Annotated in this window: 17 protein-coding genes; 6 read left to right on the forward strand and 11 right to left on the reverse strand. The window is 63.3% G+C overall.

Annotated features, from left to right (window positions below; translation table 11 throughout):
- Positions 1-16: 16 nt before the first annotated feature.
- From AC1DZ8_RS30585 to panB, 3 genes are all read right to left on the reverse strand, one after another.
- Positions 17-1,177: a helix-turn-helix transcriptional regulator gene (locus AC1DZ8_RS30585; RefSeq protein ID WP_477306316.1), complete on the reverse strand. Its 1,161-nt coding sequence runs from the start codon at positions 1,175-1,177 to the stop codon at positions 17-19.
- A gap of 218 nt (positions 1,178-1,395) precedes the next feature.
- The gene (panC, locus tag AC1DZ8_RS30590) at positions 1,396-2,253 is read right to left on the reverse strand and encodes a pantoate--beta-alanine ligase (RefSeq protein WP_477402162.1); all 858 of its coding nucleotides are present in this window, start codon (positions 2,251-2,253) and stop codon (positions 1,396-1,398) included.
- On the reverse strand, positions 2,250-3,080 hold the full coding sequence (gene panB / locus AC1DZ8_RS30595; protein WP_477306312.1) for a 3-methyl-2-oxobutanoate hydroxymethyltransferase: 831 nt from the start codon (positions 3,078-3,080) through the stop codon (positions 2,250-2,252). The genes panC and panB overlap by 4 nt, the downstream gene beginning before the upstream one ends.
- 226 nt (positions 3,081-3,306) lie before the next feature.
- Between panB and AC1DZ8_RS30600 the strand changes: the two genes are divergently transcribed.
- The 3 genes from AC1DZ8_RS30600 to AC1DZ8_RS30610 all read left to right on the forward strand — a co-directional run bounded on the left by AC1DZ8_RS30600 (position 3,307) and on the right by AC1DZ8_RS30610 (position 4,833).
- A complete protein-coding gene (locus AC1DZ8_RS30600) occupies positions 3,307-3,705 on the forward strand; it encodes an NADH:ubiquinone oxidoreductase subunit NDUFA12 (protein WP_477306310.1) in 399 nt (132 codons plus the stop codon).
- Positions 3,706-3,819: 114 nt separating this feature from the next.
- The gene (locus AC1DZ8_RS30605; RefSeq protein ID WP_477306308.1) at positions 3,820-4,371 is read left to right on the forward strand and encodes a DUF2155 domain-containing protein; all 552 of its coding nucleotides are present in this window, start codon (positions 3,820-3,822) and stop codon (positions 4,369-4,371) included.
- A gap of 75 nt (positions 4,372-4,446) precedes the next feature.
- Positions 4,447-4,833, forward strand: coding sequence for a hypothetical protein (locus tag AC1DZ8_RS30610; RefSeq protein WP_477402164.1), 387 nt, complete (start codon positions 4,447-4,449; stop codon positions 4,831-4,833).
- Between the two features lie 15 nt (positions 4,834-4,848).
- On the opposite strand, the gene AC1DZ8_RS30615 is transcribed toward AC1DZ8_RS30610, so the two are convergent.
- The 7 genes from AC1DZ8_RS30615 to AC1DZ8_RS30645 form a co-directional block, all read right to left on the reverse strand.
- On the reverse strand, positions 4,849-4,983 hold the full coding sequence (locus AC1DZ8_RS30615) for an RNA polymerase sigma factor region1.1 domain-containing protein (RefSeq protein WP_477306306.1): 135 nt from the start codon (positions 4,981-4,983) through the stop codon (positions 4,849-4,851).
- 48 nt (positions 4,984-5,031) lie between these two features.
- Positions 5,032-5,649, reverse strand: a complete 618-nt coding sequence (aat, locus tag AC1DZ8_RS30620; RefSeq protein WP_477306304.1) for a leucyl/phenylalanyl-tRNA--protein transferase — start codon at positions 5,647-5,649, stop codon at positions 5,032-5,034.
- Positions 5,650-5,661: 12 nt separating this feature from the next.
- On the reverse strand, positions 5,662-7,005 hold the full coding sequence (gene accC, locus AC1DZ8_RS30625; RefSeq protein WP_477306302.1) for an acetyl-CoA carboxylase biotin carboxylase subunit: 1,344 nt from the start codon (positions 7,003-7,005) through the stop codon (positions 5,662-5,664).
- Positions 7,006-7,015: 10 nt separating this feature from the next.
- Positions 7,016-7,477, reverse strand: a complete 462-nt coding sequence (gene accB, locus AC1DZ8_RS30630; protein ID WP_477306300.1) for an acetyl-CoA carboxylase biotin carboxyl carrier protein — start codon at positions 7,475-7,477, stop codon at positions 7,016-7,018.
- Between the two features lie 26 nt (positions 7,478-7,503).
- A complete protein-coding gene (aroQ, locus tag AC1DZ8_RS30635; RefSeq protein ID WP_112564337.1) occupies positions 7,504-7,938 on the reverse strand; it encodes a type II 3-dehydroquinate dehydratase in 435 nt (144 codons plus the stop codon).
- 151 nt (positions 7,939-8,089) lie between these two features.
- A complete protein-coding gene (locus tag AC1DZ8_RS30640) occupies positions 8,090-8,893 on the reverse strand; it encodes a DsbA family protein (protein ID WP_477306298.1) in 804 nt (267 codons plus the stop codon).
- Positions 8,894-8,950: 57 nt separating this feature from the next.
- On the reverse strand, positions 8,951-10,363 hold the full coding sequence (locus AC1DZ8_RS30645; RefSeq protein ID WP_477306296.1) for a M48 family metalloprotease: 1,413 nt from the start codon (positions 10,361-10,363) through the stop codon (positions 8,951-8,953).
- A gap of 155 nt (positions 10,364-10,518) precedes the next feature.
- On the opposite strand from AC1DZ8_RS30645, the gene AC1DZ8_RS30650 reads away from it, so the two are divergent.
- Positions 10,519-11,667 (forward strand): pyridoxal phosphate-dependent aminotransferase, encoded by a 1,149-nt coding sequence (locus tag AC1DZ8_RS30650; RefSeq protein ID WP_477306294.1) that lies wholly within the window; start codon positions 10,519-10,521, stop codon positions 11,665-11,667.
- 11 nt (positions 11,668-11,678) lie between these two features.
- Entirely contained in the window at positions 11,679-12,608 is a 930-nt protein-coding gene (locus AC1DZ8_RS30655) for a glutaminase (RefSeq protein ID WP_477306292.1), read from the forward strand.
- Between the two features lie 97 nt (positions 12,609-12,705).
- On the opposite strand, the gene AC1DZ8_RS30660 is transcribed toward AC1DZ8_RS30655, so the two are convergent.
- Complete coding sequence (locus tag AC1DZ8_RS30660) at positions 12,706-15,654, reverse strand: Rne/Rng family ribonuclease (protein ID WP_477306290.1); 2,949 nt, start codon at positions 15,652-15,654, stop codon at positions 12,706-12,708.
- A gap of 649 nt (positions 15,655-16,303) precedes the next feature.
- Here AC1DZ8_RS30660 and AC1DZ8_RS30665 point away from each other — a divergent pair.
- Positions 16,304-17,563 (forward strand): N-acetylmuramoyl-L-alanine amidase, encoded by a 1,260-nt coding sequence (locus tag AC1DZ8_RS30665; protein WP_477402169.1) that lies wholly within the window; start codon positions 16,304-16,306, stop codon positions 17,561-17,563.
- The last annotated feature ends 198 nt before the right edge of the window (positions 17,564-17,761 follow it).

The raw sequence follows: 17,761 nt of genomic DNA on the forward strand, positions 1-17,761 counted from the left end.
TGGCTGGCGGCGCGGATCAGGCCGAGCGCAGCGGTGGCGTCAATTCGCGCATCAGGAGTTGCAGCTCCCGCTGGTCGCCGGTGGCGGTCTTGTCGAAGATCGTCGCCAGCTGTGATTTGACGGTGCCGTCCGAGACGCCGCTGGCAGCCGCGATTTCGCGCCGCGTCAGGCCGGCGAAGACATGGCCGGCGACGCGCTTTTCCGCCGCGGTCAATCCGAACAGCGCGGCGATCGCCTCCAGCGCCGGCACGGGAGGCGCGCCGGCGGCGGAGATGAAGATGGCGGCGGCGGCGCGTTGCGACATGCGGGCCGAAATGTCGCGTCGCGCCAGCGGCATGACATGCGCCACCGCCGGAGCCATGGACCGGACCAGGGGGATGTTGATGCCTGATGGTCCGAGCGCGAATTCGTTGCGGTTGCCGAGCTGCACGGCGCGGCCAATCGCGGTGTTGGCGTTGGCGTAGGCGAAGGAGAGATGGCCGCGGGCCGAGGACACCGAGGTGTTCTCCGTGAGCAGCGCCTCGGCTGCCGGATTGGCGAAGATGATCCGCATATCGTCGGCCACGATCAGGACCGGATGGTCGAGGCTCTCGATGATCGAGGCAAAGATGTTAGCCTTGCGCCGCTCGGCCTCGAACAGGTCGCCGATGGTCACCGCGCGCCGGACATGGGGTGCGAGCGTCGAAATCAGGTCGAGATCCCTGGCCGAGATCTGGGGCCTGTCCTTGTCGGTCACCACCATCAGCGTGCCGGTGCGCGCCGGCTGCTTCATCAGCGCCACCCAGAAGAAATCGTCGAGCCGGTTGGGTTCAACCCATTCGCACACGATGCGGCTTTCGATCCAGTTTTGCCGCGCGTCGGGGCCTTGCAGCGCATAGACGCTATCGACGGTGAACGGCATGTCGATGTCCATCTTCGGCAGCGCCTTGAAGAACGGCACTTCGGAAGCGTAGTCGCGCTGCAGCGGCTCGAGCAGGGCGGGATCGCCGCAACACATCGAAAACCGCGCCGAATTGCTTGATGTGTCGACGACCGCCAGCATCGCAAGCCGGCCGATCGCCAATTTGCAGATTGATTCAAGCGTCGACTGCCACCGGCCGACATCGGCAATCGAATCGTAAATTGCCTCGACGATCTGCGGCAGAGCGCGACCGTTGATGTTGGGCTGGATAGACATAGAGCCTCGTTTGCATCGCAGCGTAGTGGCAGGTCACACATTATCTCTGCCTGAGGTAACACAACATTGCCGGGTACGCCGCGTCTGTGAAACATCTCACAGCGACGTTTTGGTGTGTTATCGCTATCGGACCAGCCGATATGACCCTGAATGACCGCTGTTTACGGGCGCTCGCGCCAAGCTGCGATACAAATCAAAGTGAACGAATTTGGAATTTTTCAGGGAATAAATGAGGAAACTTCCACATTGTCGATCAACCTGGTCCTGCCAAGCCAGGCGGCAGCGAGGAGGCGGCCATCGCTGTCACGCCGCCAGGGGGCAAGGGTCAGGCTCTCGCGCGCGGCGACATAGTCGACGCGGTCGAAGCCTGCCTCGAGAAGCGCGGTAGCGGCCTTGGCGGTCACGCTGCTTTCGTCGGTGCCGGCCGCAAGTGCTGCCGCCGCCTGGCGCAGGATGACGTTGAGCTGGCGTGCGACACCGAGCTCGGCGGCGCCGAGATAGGCATTGCGCGACGACATTGCGAGGCCGTGCGCGTCGCGCACGGTCGGTGCGCCGACAATGTCCACCGGCAGGTCGAGGTCACGGCAGAGTTTTCGGACGACGCAAAGCTGCTGGTAGTCCTTTTCGCCAAAAATGGCGCGATCGGGCAGGGCTTGCAGAAACAGCTTGGCCACGACGGTAGCGACGCCCTCGAAGAAGGTCGGGCGGAAGTCGGATTCCAGCCCCGACGACGGGCCGCCCACCGAAATTTTCGTGGCGAAATCCGCCGGATACATTTCGGAAACCGTCGGCGTGAAGGCCAGATGCGCACCGGCCTGCGTCAGCCGGTCGAGGTCGCGCACCAGCTGGCGCGGATATTTGTCGAGGTCTTCGGTGGGGGCGAACTGGGCAGGATTGACGAAGATCGAGACAATGCAGCGATCGGCCGTCGAAAGCGCGGCCCTGACCAGCGAGATATGACCGTCATGCAGCGCACCCATGGTCGGCACCATGGCAACGCTGAGGCCGTCGCGCCGCCAGTCGCGGATCGCGGCGCGCAGGGCAAGCACAGTGTCGACGACGACAGGCTGGTTCATGCGTTGTCCTTGCCTGTTTTGGCTGAAAAGACATGGCCCGGTCCGGGAAAGGTGCGACTGCGCACCTCTGCCGCATAGTGCGCGGCGGCATCGGCGACCACGCTGCGCAAATCGGCGTATTCCTTGACGAATTTCGGCACCCGGTCGACCGTCAGGCCGATCATGTCGTCGATGACCAGGATCTGGCCGTCGCAATCGCTGCTGGCGCCGATGCCGATGGTCGGAATGGCGATGCGCCGGGTGAGGTCGGCGGCAACGGTCTCGACCGTGCCTTCGATGACCAGCGAAAACGCGCCGGCCTTCTCGACCGCGTCGGCGTCGCGCATGAGGGCTGCGACATTCTCCGGCGTGCGGCCCTTGATCTTGTAGCCGCCGTCCTTTTCCACCGACTGCGGCTGCAGACCGATATGGCCCATCACCGGAATGCCGGACGCGACGATTGCCGCGATCTGACTGGCCACGTCAACGCCGCCTTCCAGCTTCACCGCCTGGCAGCCGGTTTCCTCAACGATGCGGCGCGCCGAGGCAACGGCTTGCGCGACTGACGTCTCGTAGCTGCCGGCCGGCATGTCGACCACCACGCAGGCCTTGGCCGAGCCGCGCATCACCGCCTGGCCATGGGCGATCATCATCTCCAGCGAGGCGCCGAGCGTGGTCTTGTGGCCGTGCAGCACCATGGCAACGCTGTCGCCGACCAGGAGAAGGTCGACATGGTCGTCGAGCAGGCGGGCGACGGGATAGGTGTAAGCGGTCAGACAGACGATCGGCACGCCGCCCTTGTGGGCGCGAATCGCGTCCGCGCTGATCCTGGCGACGGCTGGGGCCATTTCCTCACCTCCCGGCCGGCGTTGACCAGCGCCGGGCGATGAGAGCTTTAGGAACACGCAGCCGGCTTGGCAAGCGTGCTGTTCGCAGGTGCGAAATGAACGAACCGATGCCCATGCTTTCGGCATGCCGTCAGTGCCGCAGTCGCCGCAAAACCCTTGCCTTCGCGATGACCTGACGCCATAAGCAGGGAAGCAGGCACCGCCGCGCGCCCCGCGAGGATTTTTGATGAAAACCTTCCTTACGCAGTTTTTCACCTGGTGGAACAGCCAGACGCTGGGAACGCGTTTCCACACCTGGCGCCACGGCACCAAGGTCGGCCAGGATGCAACCGGCAATGTCTACTATGAGGGCGGCGTCGATTCGGAAGGCCGCACCCGCCGCTGGGTCATCTACGCCAATTACTCGGAAGCTTCGGCGATTCCCCCGGGCTGGCACGGCTGGATCCATCACCGCGTCGATGTCGCGCCGCCGAGCGACGACTATCGCCCGCGCGAATGGGAAAAGGCGCACGAACCGAACCTCACGGGAACACCGGTCGCCTATCGCCCGAAGGGTTCCGTGCTCACCAATCAGCACCGTCCGCAGGTGACGGGCGATTATGATGCGTGGACGCCTGGTTCTTGACCGCCGGGCGGTCTTTTGTCGCCACAATTGGCGTTTAGCTGCTTGATGGTATGACAACGGCGAATAGCCTTGGGCGTGACAGAATCGCCCGGGCCCAACCACCGGTATCTCCGCATGAACATTTTCAGCCTGACATCGATGGCCGGACTGACGGCAGTTGCCGCTGTTGCCATGTGCCCGACCGCGTTTGCGGCAGCCCAGGAGCCCGCCGCGGCTCCGGCAATTGCCGATCGCATCACCAATCCGGTCGCCGAATTTGCCGGCATCGACAAGATCACCGGCCGCATCATCACCTTCGATGTCTATATCGATGAAACCGTGCAGTTCGGCGCTTTGCAGGTGACGCCGCGCATTTGCTATTCGCGGCCGGAAAACGAAGAACCGAAGACCGATTCCTTCGTCGAGGTCGACGAGATCACGCTGGACCGCAAGATCCGCCGCATCTTCACCGGCTGGATGTTCGCCGAAAGCCCCGGCCTCAACGCCGTCGAGCACGCCGTCTATGACGTCTGGCTGAAGGGCTGCAAGCAGAAGTCGGACGTGCCGCCGCCCGACGCGGCCAAGGCAGAGACCCCTAAGGTCGATACCTCCAAGCCGAAGCCCGCCGCGGCCCCGGCTGTGGAACAGCCCGATCCCACCGAGCCTGACGCGACCGACACCAACTGATCCTCCGGAACCGTCATGGCCACCATGCGTTGGTCCATGGACGATCGCGCATTTATGCGCTTGGAGGATTCTCTGATGTCAGACAGCAAGCGGATTACTGCCAGCAAGAACGACCTGCTCGAGCTCGAAAAGGGGTTCTGGACGGGCGACGAAGCTTACTACGCCGCCAATGCCGACACAGAATGCCTTGTAGCGTTCCCGAAGATGGCAAAGGCGATGGACAATGCCGATCTCGCCAAGACCGCAACCAAGCCCAATCGTTGGCGCGATCTGCAGATCGACCTCAAAGGCATTATCGAGCCCGGCAGCGATATCATCATGCTGACTTACGAGGCTCATGCGACACGCGAAAACGGCGAGCCCTACGCAGCGCTGGTCAGCACCGGCTATGTCCACCGGGTCAACGGCTGGAAGATGATGTTCCATTCGCAGACACCGATGGATGCTGCTGGGAAAGGCTGATCAGCCTGCGGATACCTACTCGGTAATATCTATCCCGTGCTTGGCCAAGGCAGCGAATATGTCTTCGAGTTCGACCGAACCGAACTCATCGGGGAGAAGCGCGTTGATGTCCTCGAGGGTGACGACTGCGCTGCCCTTGCGCCTGAACAATCCGTTGGACCTCCAGACGAAGGCTGCTCGACATCGGACGCTCCTCGGTCAAGGATAAAAAACCGCTTCGCCCTTCAGCGCGTCGGCCAGCATCTTCTCGTATTTGCCACGCGGCACGTCGACAGCGCCGAAACGCTTGAGATGTTCGGTGGTGAATTGGGTATCAAGCAGCGCGAAGCCGCGCGCCTTCAGGCGTTCGACGAGATAATAGAGGCAGGTCTTGGAGGCGTCGGTTTCCCGGGCGAACATGCTTTCGCCGAAGAACACCCGGCCGAGCGAGACGCCATAGAGGCCGCCGACCAGCCGTTCCTCCCGCCAGGCCTCGACCGAATGGCAATGCCCCAACCGGTGCAGCTCGACATAGGCTTCGCGGATCGGCGCGTTGATCCAGGTCGAGCGGCGCTCCTCGCGCTTTTCGGCGCAGCCGTCGATCGTCGCCTCGAAATCGAAATCGAAGCGGATGTCGAACGGGTGCTTGCGGATCGTCTTCTTCAGGCTCTTCGGTGTGTGAAAACCATCGAGCGGAATGATGCCGCGCGTCTCCGGCCGGACCCAGAAGACTTCCGGGTCGGAAGCGCTCTCGGCCATCGGGAAGACGCCCGAGGCATAGGCCTTGAGCAATAGGTCGGTCGGGATGCGATAGCCGGGCGCGTAGGGGCGGGTCATCGCGTCTTTGTGCTATTCCTCTTTGGCCAGATACTTTTCCAGCCAGTGGATGTCATAGTCGCCATTGGCGATGTCGGCATTGCCGACGAGGTCGCGAAACAGCGGCAGCGTCGTCTTGATGCCGTCGACGACGAATTCGTCGAGCGCCCGGCGCAGCCGCATCATGCACTCGACGCGGTTGCGGCCATGCACGATCAGCTTGCCGATCAGGCTGTCGTAATAGGGTGGGATCTTGTAGCCGGAATAGACACCGGAATCGACGCGAATGCCGAGGCCGCCAGGCGTGTGGAAATGCGTGATCGTGCCGGGCGAAGGCGTGAAGGTGCGTGGATCCTCGGCATTGATGCGGCATTCGATGGCATGGCCGTTGAACTTGATGTCTTCCTGGCGCACCGAAAGCCCGCCGCCGGAGGCGACGCGGATCTGCTCATGCACGAGATCGATGCCGGTGATGGCTTCCGTCACCGGATGCTCGACCTGCAGGCGGGTGTTCATCTCGATGAAGTAGAACTCGCCGTTCTCGTAGAGGAACTCGATGGTGCCGGCGCCGGAGTAACCGAGGTCGGCAATGGCCTTGGCGCAGATACCGCCGATGCGGGCGCGCTCCTCGGCGTTGAGGGCCGGCGAGGGCGCCTCTTCCCAGACCTTCTGGTGACGGCGTTGCAGCGAACAGTCGCGTTCGCCGAAATGCACGCCGCGGCCGGCGCCGTCGCCGAACACCTGCACCTCGATGTGCCTAGGCTTTTGCAGGTATTTTTCGATGTAGACGGCATCGTCTCCGAAGGCCGCACCGGCTTCCGTGCTCGCTGTCTGCAGGGCGATCTCAAGGTCATCCTCGGTAAGAGCGACCTTCATGCCGCGCCCGCCACCGCCCGCCGATGCCTTGATGATCACGGGATAGCCGATCTCGGCGGCAATGCGCCTGGCTTCCTTCTGATCGGTGACGGCGCCGTCGGAGCCTGGCACCACCGGAATGCCGAGGCGCTTTGCGGTGCGCTTGGCCTCGATCTTGTCGCCCATGATGCGGATATGGTCGCCGGACGGGCCGATGAAGGTGATGTTGTGGGCGGCCAGGATATCGGCGAACTTGGCGTTCTCCGACAGGAAGCCATAGCCCGGATGCACGGCATCGGCGCCGGTGATCTCGCAGGCGGCGACGATCTGGTGGATGTTGAGATAGCTGTCGCGCGACGGCGGCGGGCCGATGCACACGCTCTCGTCGGCAAGCCTGACATGCATGGCGTCCGCATCGGCGGTCGAATGCACCACCACGGTCTGGATACCGAGTTCCTTGCAGGCGCGCAGCACCCGAAGCGCGATTTCGCCGCGATTGGCGATGAGGATCTTCTGGAACATCCGGTCCGCTCTACTCGATCACGACGAGCGGCATGCCGTATTCGACCGGCTGGCCGTCCTCGAACAGGATCGCCGTCACCGTGCCGGCGCGCGGCGAAGGGATCTGGTTCATCGTCTTCATCGCCTCGATGATAAGCAGCGTCTGGCCTTCCTTGACCTTCGTGCCGACCTCGATGAAAGCCTTGGCGTCGGGCGAGGGGGCGAGATAGGCGGTCCCGACCATCGGCGAGGGGACCGCGTTCTTGGATGGATCGGCCGCGGGTGCCGCAGCAGCGCTCGCCGCAGGCTGTGCTGCCGGCGCATAGCCTGCTTGAGGTGCTGCAATGGCGTGGACGGCGGCCGGCGCCTGGCGCGATACGCGCACCTTCAGGTCGCCGAGCTCGACCTCGATCTCGGTGAGGTTGGTGTCGTTCAGTATGCCCGCCAGATCGCGGATCAGTTGCTGGTCAACACCGGTCTTCTTTATCGACATTTTCGAGCCTTCTGTTTGTTGGCCGGTCACAGGCGTGCCGCCAGCGCCTGCAGCGCCAGCGAGTAGCCAAGCGGCCCGAACCCGCAGATCATGCCGACAGCGACCGGCGCGACCATGGAGACGTGGCGGAATGGTTCCCGCGCGTGGATGTTGGAGAGGTGAACTTCGGCGACGGGCAGCGGCGCGATGGCGCGGATGGCGTCGTGAATGGCGATCGAGGTGTGGCTGTAGGCACCCGGATTGATGACGATGCCGGCAGCCTTGTCGCCGGCTTCCTGGATCCAGTCGACGAGGTCGCCCTCATGGTTCGACTGGCGAAAATCGATCTCGAGGCCAAGGGCGGCGCCCGCCTGCTTGCAGTCGTCGGCGATCGCGGCAAGCGTCTTGCCGCCATAAATGCCCGGCTCGCGCTTGCCAAGCGCGTTCAGGTTGGGACCGTTCAGGACGAAAATCGTTTTCAAAAATGCCGACCTTTTCCGGCGCCGGCCTCAAGCCGGCGCGCAGGGCCTTCTATAATGGGCATAGACGCCCGCGGAAAGAGCGCAAGTGCGATCTTTCACTGTCCACAACAGGCCGAAAATGTGCCCGTGAGAGATAGGCCCGCGCGCAAGATCAGAGCGCGGCTTTCGCCGCCTCGATCTTTTCGGCCAGCACTTCCTGGCCGAGCGCGCCGAACACCACCTCGTTGCCGACCACATAGGACGGCGTTCCGGTGATGGCCAGCTTGTTGGCGAGGTCGAAGGTCTTGGAGAAGGCCTCGGTGATGGTCGGGTCCTTCATCTTCTCGCGCAACTGCGCCTCATCGGCGCCGAGCGACAGCGCCACCTTGATGGCCGCCGCCTCGGTAGCGCGGCCCTGGCCGCCGAGCAGCGCATTGTGGAACTCGCCGTACTTCTCAGGCTTCATCAGGTGGAAGGCCATCGAGACGACGCTGGCCTTCTGCGAATCCGGACCGAGGATCGGGAATTCCTTGAGCACGAAGCGCAGGTCCGGATCGGACTTTGTCAGTTCACGCATGTCCTCGATGGCGCGTTTGCAGAAGCCGCAATTGTAATCGTAGAACTCGACGATGGTGACCTTGCCCTTCGGATTGCCGACGACGCCGTCGAAGGACGAGTTGAAGATCTCATCCTTGGCCTTGGTGATGACGCCGAGGGCGGCGATCCGCTGCTCTTCCTTCTGCTTGGCCTCGAGCGCGTCCTGCACTTCGAGCAGCACTTCGGGGTTCTTCAGGAGGTAGTCGCGGATGATGCCCTCGACTTCGGCGCGATCGATCTTGGTGTCGGACGAGGCGGTCTGCACGGTCTGCGCCGTGCCGGCCTTTGCCACCTGCGGACTGCCGGCGACGAACCCGAAAGCCAGCATGGCAAGAGCAGCCGCCACTCCCGTCGTGCCGAGCAATATTGCTTTGTTCATCGTCTGATCCTCTTACCGGTTCCGGTCTATTTTAGTCGCTGCGAGCGACCGGAAGGTTCACTTCTTGAGTTTGCCTGAAGGGTTGTAGTTTATAATGTCCTGCGCCCGAATCCAGCCGGGCTCGCCGCGCTTCAAGTCCTTTTGCGCGCGCATGGCGAAGATTTTCGCATTCTTGTAATCGCCCGAATAGAAGTGGCCCTCGGCCGTGGCAAGCTCCGCCGCCGGGATGTTGCCGAGTTCGCCATAGGCCTGGGCCAGGTAGCGGTATCCGTCGCTGTTTTCCTTGTCGCGGCCGAGACCATTGTTGATCTGCACCACCGCTTTCTTCAGCGAATCGGGCGTGCCCACAGCCATCAGCGCCTGGCCTAGGGAAACGGGCAACAGGCCCGACTTCACCGGATCGAGGCTGACCGCCTTGGCATAGGCATCCGCCGCATCCTTCGGCTTATTGGCCTTCATCAGGATGTCGCCGCGCAACTCCTGGAAATAGGGGTTCTTCGGCTGTTCCTTGATCAGCGCGTTGGTCTTGGTCAGTGCTGCGCCCAGATTGCCGTAGAGATAGCCCATCTGCGCCTCGCCATAGCGCGATGCAAGGCTGCCCGGATTCTTGCGCATCAACCGCGTGGCCGCAGCCTGGCCGCCCATATAGGCGGCGATCTTGATGCGCATCATGTCGTGGCGCTCTTGCAGGGCCGGCGGATCGACCTTGCCGACATTGGGGCTCTGCTTGACCAGCACTTCGAGATTGGCGATGCGCTCCTGCGGCATGGGATGGCTGATCCGGTAGGGATCGACCTGCGTGCCGGACAGGGACAGCGCGTTCTGGAAGCGGGCGAAGGTCTTCAGCATGCCCATGCCGGACTGGCCGGTGGCATTGAGATAAGTGATGGCCGCGCGGTCGGCGGTCGACTCTTCGGTGCGCTGGTAGGCGAGAATGCTGCGCTGCGCCATCTCACCGCCACCGGCAGCGACGCCCATGCCGGCGCCGGCAAGGCCGCGGCTGTTGGTGGTGGCGCCGGCAACGATGGCGCCAGCGCCGAGCAACGTGGCGATGATGGCCATCGTCTTGGCGCGCTCGAGCTGGTCGCGCAATTTCTGCTGATGGCCGCCGGCGATGTGGCCGGCTTCGTGGGCGATGACGCCGATGATCTCGTTGGGCGTTTCGGCCTGCATCAGCGCGCCGGTGTTGATGAACAGCCGGCGCCCGGTGACGAAGGCATTGAAACTCTGATCGTTGACCAGGACGATGTCGACACCGTCATTGGCAAGGCCGGCCGCCTTGAAGATCGGCCGCGCATAGTCGCGCACCAGCGCCTCGATCTCGGCATCGCGCACCACGGGCACACCTTGCGCAAAGGCGGTGACCGAGCCGGAGACTGCTACGGCGGCGGCAAGCAAAAGCGTCGCGAAGCCGCGCGCTGTCTTCCCGATGGAAGATTTGGAAATCGTCGATTTGGGTCGGCTCAACATGAGGTCCACTGGTAAACGAGCGGGCGAATGATGAAAAGAGTCGGCACCGAAACTAGCTGAACTTGTGATCCCCACATCAATCGGGCATTTGTGCGGCGCTGCCACCCGGCTTGATGACCTGGAGCGGCGGGATCGAGCGGAAAGAGTGAGGTCAAATGGTTGTTTCGCTGTCGCGCCGCGGTGAAGTCGAGCCGTTTCACGCCATGGACATCCTGGCCGAGGCCAACCGGCTGAAGGCGACAGGCGTGCCGGTCATTTCCATGGCGGTCGGGCAGCCGTCCGATCCGGCGCCGGTCGGGGTCAGGGAGGCAGCCGTAAATGCGCTGAAGATCGGCCGCATCGGTTATACCGATTCGCTCGGCCTGGCCGACCTGCGCAAGGCGATCGCGGGACACTATGGCGATCACTACGGGATCGATGTCGCGCCGAATCGGGTCGCCGTGACGACGGGATCGTCGGCAGCCTTCAACCTGGCCTTCCTGGCGATGTTTGATCCGGGCGACCGCGTCGCCATCGCAGCGCCGGGCTATCCCGCCTACCGCAACATCATGGCCGCGCTCGGCATCGAGATCGTCGAGATCGAGCTCGGCCTGGACGCTTATCTGCATGCCGACCATTTGAAGGTGGCGCATCGGGAAAACCCGTTGAAGGGCGTGCTGTTCGCCAGCCCGGCCAATCCGACCGGCGCCGTCATTCCCGCCGATGAGCTCTCGGCGCTGGTGAGGACAGCCGAAGAACTCGGCATCGCGGTCATATCGGACGAGATCTATCACCGGCTGGCCTATGCCGCGCCCGACACCACGGCGCTGGCCTACGGCTCGGGCGTGACGGTGATCAATTCCTTCTCAAAATACTATTGCATGACCGGCTGGCGTATCGGCTGGATGGTGCTGCCGGACGCCCTGGTGCGGCCCATCGAGCGCATTGCTCAGAGCCTCTACATCTCGCCGCCGGAACTGTCGCAGATCGCGGCGATCGAAGCCTTCAAGGCGACGGAAGAGCTGGAAGCGGTGAAGGCGCGCTACGCCTGGAATCGCGAGCTTTTGATGCAGCGCCTGCCGGAGCTCGGATTTCCGCTGGCAGCCCCCATGGACGGCGCCTTCTACGCCTTTTGCGATGTCACCCGGCATACCAATGACAGCATGGCCTTTGCGCGCAAAATGCTGGCCGAGGCGCATGTGGCGGCGGCGCCCGGCCGTGATTTCGATCCGCTGGCCGGACACCGAACGATGCGTTTTTCCTATGCCGGCAGCCATGACGATATGGTCGAGGCGATGGCGCGCATCGAGCGCTGGCTGAAATAGCGGGGACGACAATGCCGGAACTCGAACAAGCGCTGGCCGATGTCGCCGCCGAGATGGCGGAACGCACCGATCGCGGCGACGTCGCCACCTATATCCCGCAGCTCGGCAAAGTCGATCCGAAGAAATTTGGCATTGCCGCCGTCACCAATGACGGTCGCGTGCTTGTCGCCGGCGATGCCGATGAGGCTTTTTCGATCCAGAGCATCTCGAAGGTGTTTACGCTGACGCTGGCGCTCGGCAATGTCGGCGACGCACTGTGGCAGCGGGTCGGGCGTGAGCCGTCGGGCAATCCGTTCAACTCGATCGTCCAGCTCGAGCATGAGAACGGCATTCCGCGCAATCCGTTCATCAATGCCGGCGCCATCGTCGTTTCCGACATACTGCTTGCCGGCCACCAGCCGCGCGAGGCGATCGGCGAGATCCTGCGCTTCATCCAGTTCCTCGCCGACGATGAGACGATCATCATCGACCGCGAGGTCGCGGCGTCCGAACGCGCCACCGGCTACCGCAACTTTGCGCTTGCCAACTACATGAAATCCTTCGGCAATCTTCACCACGCGCCGGAGCTGGCGCTGGGCGTCTACTTCCACCATTGCGCCATCGCCATGAGCTGCCGGCAACTGGCGCTGGCCGGCCGCTTCCTCGCCAATGGCGGCAAGAACCCGGCGACCGGGCACTCCGTGGTGTCGGCCGAGCGGGCGCGGCGCATCGGCGCCATGATGCTGACCTGCGGCCACTATGACGGCTCCGGCGATTTCGCTTTCCGCGTCGGCATTCCCGGCAAAAGCGGCGTCGGCGGCGGCATATTGGGGATCGTGCCGGGCGTCGCGTCGCTTGCCGTTTGGTCGCCAGGGCTCAACGCCAACGGCAATTCGAAGCTGGGGTCTATCGCGCTGGAAAAGCTGGCGAGGATCATGAACTGGTCGATCTTCGCTCCCTGACGGTTTCGGCCATTCCCAGATAGGAAAATCCCGCGCCGTCTTTCGAACGGCGCGGGATTTTTATTATTCAGGCAATCAGTTCAACTGACTGAAAAGCTTAGAAAAAGCCCTTCCGCTGCCACCAACCGGCACGCTTCGGCTTTTCCTCGGCCTTGGCCTCGTCGGCAACGCTGGAGGAAACCACCGGCACCACCGGAGTATCCGCCGCGACGGCCTTGCGCCGGGTCGGTCGAGCAGGCGCTTCCTCCTCGACTGGAGCGACAGGCGCAGGTGTCTCCACCTTGGCCGGTGCGACTTCCTCGACCGGGGCAGTAGCCGGCACTTCGGCCGCGGTCTCGGCGGAGACTTCGGCTACGGCCTTCTTCGCCCTCGAGGCGCGCTTCTTCTTCGGCTTTTCGGCTGGCGCGTCGTCGTTCGCTGCGGCGGGAGCCGCAACCTCTTCAACCGCTACGGCCGCGACCGGCTCGCTTACCGCCGTTTCGGCTTCAGTGGCATCGGCCGCCGAAACGTCAGCGGTTTCGCCGGCCTCCGTGCTTTCACCATCCTCACGGCGATTGCGCTTGCCGCCGCGCTTGCCGCGCCGGCGCTTCTTGCCCTGGGCGTCATCCGACGCTTCCACGGTTTCGACGGCGCCAACCGGGGCTTCGTCGTGCGGTGCTGCATTGTCGTCGCCGGCCTTAGCGGCAAAGTCGTCGCTTGCCGCCGGGACGGGAGCGCCCTCGACGGCGGGGCCATGCTCGCGATCGCCGTGTTCGCGGTCGCGATCCTTGCCGCCGCGCCGCCTGCGGCGCTTGCGGCGCTTGCGGTCACGGCCTTCGCCGTCCTCGGCCGATCTCGGCTGCTGCTGAGACTGCGGCTGCGCCTGGCGCGGCTGCTCGGCCTGCACCACAACCTCGTCGTCTTCCTCCTCGATGACGATCTCGTCCTCGGGCTCTTCCGGCTCGACATAAGCGGGCAGGCTGCGCTGCTCGACAAAGCCTTCCGGCTTTTCGGCGATAGCGCCGCGGAAGATCGCATAGTGCTGCACACCGACCGTGTCATCGGCTTCGATGGTGATGGTCAGGCCGAAGCGGCTTTCGAGTTCCACCAAGGTGCCGCGCTTGTGGTTGAGCACATAGAGCGCGGTTGCCGCCGGCGTCCGCACCGTGATGTGGCTGCGCGAATCCTTGAGCAGGAATTCCTCGATCGCCCGCACCACCATCAGCGCCACCGACGAGTCGGAGCGCACATGGCCGGTGCCGCCGCAATGCGGGCAGGGCTTCATGGTCGATTCCAGCACGCTGGCGCGGATGCGCTGGCGCGACATCTCCATCAGACCGAAATGCGAGATGCGGCCGACCTGGATGCGCGCCCGGTCGTTCTTGAGGTGATCCTTCAGCCGCTTCTCGACGGAGCGGTTGTTGCGGTTCTCCTCCATGTCGATGAAGTCGATGACGATCAGGCCGGCGAGATCGCGCAGCCTGAGCTGACGCGCGACTTCCTCGGCCGCTTCCAGATTGGTGTGGAGCGCGGTGTCCTCGATCGAGTGCTCCTTGGTGGAGCGGCCCGAATTGACGTCGATGGCGACCAGCGCTTCGGTCTGGTTGATGATGATGTAGCCGCCGCTCTTCAGCGTCACCTGCGGCTGCAGCATGCGGTCGAGCTGCGCCTCGATGCCGTTGCGCACGAAGATCGGCGTCGTGTCGCGGAACGGCTGAACCACCTTGGCGTGGCTCGGCATCAGCATGCGCATGAAGTCCTTGGCCTCGCGATAGCCTTCCTCGCCGGAGACAAGAATCTCGTCGATATCCTTGTTGTAGAGGTCGCGCACCGAGCGCTTGATCAGGCTGCCTTCCTCGTAGACGAGGGCAGGGGCGGTGGATTGCAGCGTCAGATTGCGGACATTTTCCCAAAGCCGCATCAGATATTCGTAGTCGCGCTTGATCTCTGCCTTGGTGCGGCTCTCGCCGGCGGTGCGCAGGATCACGCCCATGCCCTGCGGCACTTCGAGATCGGCAACGACTTCCTTGAGGCGCTTGCGGTCGACCGCGCTGGTGATCTTGCGCGAAATGCCGCCGCCGCGCGCCGTGTTGGGCATCAGCACCGAATAGCGGCCGGCAAGCGACAGATAGGTGGTGAGAGCCGCGCCCTTGTTGCCGCGCTCTTCCTTGACCACCTGCACCAGCAGAATCTGCCGGCGCTTGATGACTTCCTGGATCTTGTACTGGCGGCGCACCGGCTTGCGGCGGTTGCGCACTTCTTCCAACGCATCCTCGGCGCCGACCGATTCGATTTCGTGGTCGTCGGGATGCGAGGACTGCACCTCTTCCAGCATGCCGCGATCATTGTCGCTGGAGGTGGCTTCGCCGCTGTGATCGGCGGACGCGGCTTCGCTGCTTGCCTCGCTGGACGGCGTTTCGTCACCGGTCTCAGCTGTTGGAACGGCTTCGGAGATCACATCGGCTTCGACGCTTGCCGCGATCGATGTCGGGCCGCCTTCGGACGGTTCGGTCTCGGACGTTTCGCTGTTACCGTGCTCGGCGGCGTGATCGTCATGTTCGGCGTTGTCGGCCGAAGCATGCTCGGAAGCGGGATGGGCGTCTTCGGCAACAGCCTCGCTACCGGCATCGCCGTGTTCACCACCTTCATCATCGCTGCCGGCGTCGCGCTTGTGTTCGCCACGCTCGCGGCCTTTGCCGCCACGCCGACGGCCGCGCCGGCCGCGATCGCGGCTCTGGCGGTCGTCGCCGTCATTGTCCTCGTTCTCCTCGTCCTCGGCTTCCTGCGCTTCGGCGCGCAGCAAAGCCTGACGATCGGCGACCGGGATTTGGTAATAGTCGGGGTGTATTTCACTGAAGGCGAGGAAACCGTGACGGTTGCCGCCATATTCGACAAAGGCTGCCTGAAGGGAAGGTTCGACGCGCGTTACGCGGGCGAGATAGATGTTTCCTTTGAGCTGCTTCTTATCCTGGGATTCAAAGTCGAATTCTTCGATACGGTTACCGCGGATAACGACAACGCGTGTTTCCTCCGGGTGGGAGGCGTCTATCAGCATTTTGTTGGGCATTATTTCGTTTCCCCCCGGCAGCCGCCAGTCGCAGCCTGCAAGGCAAAGCCCGCTGCTGCGTGTCTGTGATGTGGGTGCCGGATGTCTTGATGGTTGCTGGCCGCCGCTTGAGCGCCATGGCGGTGCCGCCCGCAGCCAAAATGGCGCGGTTTGATGCGGACCTTTCCATGATTGCGCTTGAAGCCATCGTCACCAGCAGAACCTTTTGAACCAAAGCCCGGACGAACCGGACCAGCTTGTTTGCTCATACCGAGCCGGCACGGGAACAAACCCGGCCGTTTTCCTCACGCAGGCGATTCCCCCGCCACGGGCGCACACCTGCGAAATTCGTCGCGATCACCTGAAGCCTTTTCGCTGGAAGCGAAAGGAGCCGCCTTTCATCTGACCTGTAGCAGGAAGCTGCGGGAGAAGCGGTTCCAGGATTGCAGTGATCCACCATCGCTTTTATGATTTGACGGGGTGGAAGGCAACCCCGATTTCGGATGCCGGCAAAAAGCAGTGCCGTAGGGGAAGCTCAGGCCTCAATCCTCAATGAAAAGGCTTGGTTAACCTTCTCTGGATACCAATCGTTAATCGAGTCTGCGGCCTGACCGGCATTTCGACCAACCACGCGGGCGCAAGGCGCCAAACCGGGAGCGACTACAAAGAGATGGGACTGGCGGGCACCACAGACAAGGGCCATGGCCGTGCAGGCCTTTTGCTGCGCGCTGCCGGTGTGCTTTTGCTGCTGGCGCTTTGCCTCGGTTTTGCGCCGTTTTCACGCGCGGCCGATGCGCCGCTCGGCGCCACCGCCTACAAGATGGCGGGCGACGCCACCAAGATGCGCATCGTGATCGATTTCGACCGCGAACCCGATATCAAATGGTTCCTGCTGCGCGGCCCCAACCGGCTGGTCGTCGACCTGCCGCGCACACGATTCGCCATCAGCGCGAAGGACGCCAAGGCGCGCGGCCTGGTCAAAGCGGTCCGTTATGGCGATCAGGGCGAGGGATCGCGGCTGATCCTGACCGGCAAGGGGCCGTTCTCGGTCGACAAGCTCGACGTGCTCAAGAATGATGACGGAACCGGCTACCGCATCGCCATCGACATGTCGGCGGCCTCCGACCGCGAATTCGATGAGGCCCTTGCCAACCAGGCGCTGACCACCGGCTCGACGGTCTCCACCGACAAGGGCGCCAGGGTCGGCACGGGGCCGATCTCCAATCCGGGTCATCGCTTCACCGTCGTCATCGATCCGGGCCATGGCGGCATCGACGGCGGCGCCGAAGGCCTCAACGGCACGATCGAGAAGAATGTCACGCTGGCCTTCGCCACCGAATTGCGCGCCAAGCTTGCGGCCGTCGGCAACTACGACGTGTTCATGACGCGGGAGACCGACGAGTTCCTTCGCCTCGACGACCGCGTGCGCATCGCCCGCCAGCACGAGGCGGACCTTTTGATCTCGATTCATGCCGACACGATCAGTGTCAAGGGTATCAGGGGCGCCACCGTCTACACCGTCTCCGACAAGGCATCCGACCCGGAAGCGCAGGCGCTGGCCGATCGCGAAAACCTTTCCGACCAGTTCGCCGGCATGGTGATCAAGGACGACAACAAGGAAGTCACCGACATACTGATCGACTTGATCCGCCGCGAAACGCATAATTTCTCGATGAGCTTTGCCCACACGCTCGTAGGCCAGTTGTCCACCAGCGTCGGCCTGATCAACAATCCGCAGCGCTCGGCCGGCTTCAAGGTGCTGAAGGCGCCCGATGTACCCTCAGTGCTGGTCGAACTCGGCTATCTCTCCAACGCCAAGGACGAAGCGCAGCTGCTCGACGCCGACTGGCGCGGCAAGGCGGCGCAGAGCATCACCAACGCAGTCGCTTTGTTTGCCTCCGCCAAGATGGGAACGGGAACCGGGGGCTGAGATGGCCGCCGCCGCCCACAACCAGAGGCAGCGTTGCACGACGACAACACCAGGTGCTTTTTATTTCCCGTAGGGGATGCCGAAATCGGGCGCTGCCGTATTTTGTCCACATGGTGGCGACAAGGGTTTTCCATCACGGATCGGGACCGTTGCGAAGGCTTGCGCGAAAGGCGGCTTCGTCTAGGAAATTCCCGAACC

This window comes from Mesorhizobium sp. P2_F7 (genome assembly GCF_056403695.1).

What these genes read in the sequence shown, in the direction of transcription:
- AC1DZ8_RS30585 (WP_477306316.1), bottom strand. Translation starts at nt 1,177, where the DNA reads ATGTCTATCCAGCCCAACATCAACGGTCGCGCTCTGCCGCAGATCGTC.
- panC (WP_477402162.1), bottom strand. Translation starts at nt 2,253, where the DNA reads ATGAACCAGCCTGTCGTCGTCGACACTGTGCTTGCCCTGCGCGCCGCG.
- panB (WP_477306312.1), bottom strand. Translation starts at nt 3,080, where the DNA reads ATGGCCCCAGCCGTCGCCAGGATCAGCGCGGACGCGATTCGCGCCCAC.
- AC1DZ8_RS30600 (WP_477306310.1), top strand. Translation starts at nt 3,307, where the DNA reads ATGAAAACCTTCCTTACGCAGTTTTTCACCTGGTGGAACAGCCAGACG.
- AC1DZ8_RS30605 (WP_477306308.1), top strand. Translation starts at nt 3,820, where the DNA reads ATGAACATTTTCAGCCTGACATCGATGGCCGGACTGACGGCAGTTGCC.
- AC1DZ8_RS30610 (WP_477402164.1), top strand. Translation starts at nt 4,447, where the DNA reads ATGTCAGACAGCAAGCGGATTACTGCCAGCAAGAACGACCTGCTCGAG.
- aat (WP_477306304.1), bottom strand. Translation starts at nt 5,649, where the DNA reads ATGACCCGCCCCTACGCGCCCGGCTATCGCATCCCGACCGACCTATTG.
- accC (WP_477306302.1), bottom strand. Translation starts at nt 7,005, where the DNA reads ATGTTCCAGAAGATCCTCATCGCCAATCGCGGCGAAATCGCGCTTCGG.
- accB (WP_477306300.1), bottom strand. Translation starts at nt 7,477, where the DNA reads ATGTCGATAAAGAAGACCGGTGTTGACCAGCAACTGATCCGCGATCTG.
- AC1DZ8_RS30640 (WP_477306298.1), bottom strand. Translation starts at nt 8,893, where the DNA reads ATGAACAAAGCAATATTGCTCGGCACGACGGGAGTGGCGGCTGCTCTT.
- AC1DZ8_RS30645 (WP_477306296.1), bottom strand. Translation starts at nt 10,363, where the DNA reads ATGTTGAGCCGACCCAAATCGACGATTTCCAAATCTTCCATCGGGAAG.
- AC1DZ8_RS30650 (WP_477306294.1), top strand. Translation starts at nt 10,519, where the DNA reads ATGGTTGTTTCGCTGTCGCGCCGCGGTGAAGTCGAGCCGTTTCACGCC.
- AC1DZ8_RS30655 (WP_477306292.1), top strand. Translation starts at nt 11,679, where the DNA reads ATGCCGGAACTCGAACAAGCGCTGGCCGATGTCGCCGCCGAGATGGCG.
- AC1DZ8_RS30660 (WP_477306290.1), bottom strand. Translation starts at nt 15,654, where the DNA reads ATGCCCAACAAAATGCTGATAGACGCCTCCCACCCGGAGGAAACACGC.
- AC1DZ8_RS30665 (WP_477402169.1), top strand. Translation starts at nt 16,304, where the DNA reads ATGGGACTGGCGGGCACCACAGACAAGGGCCATGGCCGTGCAGGCCTT.